Here is a 230-nt window from a genome sequence, read left to right on the forward strand (position 1 = left end):
GCCGCTATCTGCTGTTTTATCGGCATTATAGATCTGCCTTTCGGGTACTATACGTTCCTAAGGGGAATCGTTTCTGTGATGGCCTTAATCATTATTTTCAATGAATTCAGGAGCAGAAGATTTTGGTTTATTGCATTTGCGCTCATTTTCATTCTTTTCAATCCGATTATCCCGATTTACTTTTATCTAAAGCCTTTTTGGATTATCATTGACATCATTGTCGGGCTTTT

General features: G+C 37.4%; 1 protein-coding gene. It reads left to right on the forward strand.

Translation table 11 applies throughout. The annotated features are described in order from the left end of the window. Positions 1-230 (forward strand): DUF6804 family protein (locus tag SCA31_RS25795; protein WP_410699772.1); only part of this gene is annotated, 230 nt, incomplete at both ends.

Source organism: Chryseobacterium sp. SIMBA_028 (genome assembly GCF_046535285.1).
Lineage (GTDB): Bacteria > Bacteroidota > Bacteroidia > Flavobacteriales > Weeksellaceae > Chryseobacterium.